Source organism: Citrobacter sp. VF227, assembly GCF_052950715.1.
On sequence record NZ_JBRFVF010000167.1, the window covers coordinates 1 to 594 of the forward strand.

At 77.4% G+C, this 594-nt stretch carries 1 protein-coding gene; it reads left to right on the plus strand.

Features of this window, described 5'->3' with window-relative positions:
• The coding region (locus tag ACU8YC_RS25690) for an acyltransferase domain-containing protein (RefSeq protein ID WP_446896063.1) at positions 1–594 on the plus strand (594 nt) is incomplete at both ends.

The following is a 594-nucleotide window of genomic DNA, read 5'->3' on the forward strand; positions in this document are numbered from 1 at the left end:
CGACCTGGCCCGAGCGGGCGGCGACAACCTGCACGCGAATCGGACCGGCCAGATCCTGTGCTGCGTCGCCGCCCTGACGGCGTGGCGGGCGCTGGAGGAGGCGGCGCCGGACCGGTCGATCGTGGCCGGCTACAGCATCGGCGATCTCGCGGCCTGGGGCGTCGCCGGCCGCCTTGACCCCGCCGACGTGCTCGCCCTGGCGGCCCGACGGGCGGAGGCCATGGACGCCGCTTCCGGCACGGGGTTCGGGCTTGCGGGGATCCGCGGCCTGAGCCTCGACGCGCTCACGGATCTCGCGGACCGCCACGGCTGCCACCTCGCCATCCGCAACGCGGCCGACAGCGGTGTCGTCGGCGGTCCGCGCGCGACGCTGGAGACGCTGTGCCGGGAGGCGACCGGCTCGGGCGCCCAGAGGGCGGTGGTCCTGCCCGTCCACACGCCGTCGCACACGCCGCTGCTCCACGCCGCGACGGCGGCCTTCCGGGACGCGCTCGCCGCAGTGCCGCCGCGTCGGCCGCCGCTCCGCGCGCCGCGGCTGGTCAGCGGGCTGGACGGGAGCACGGTGTTCCGCGACGCCGACGGCCGCGAGAATCT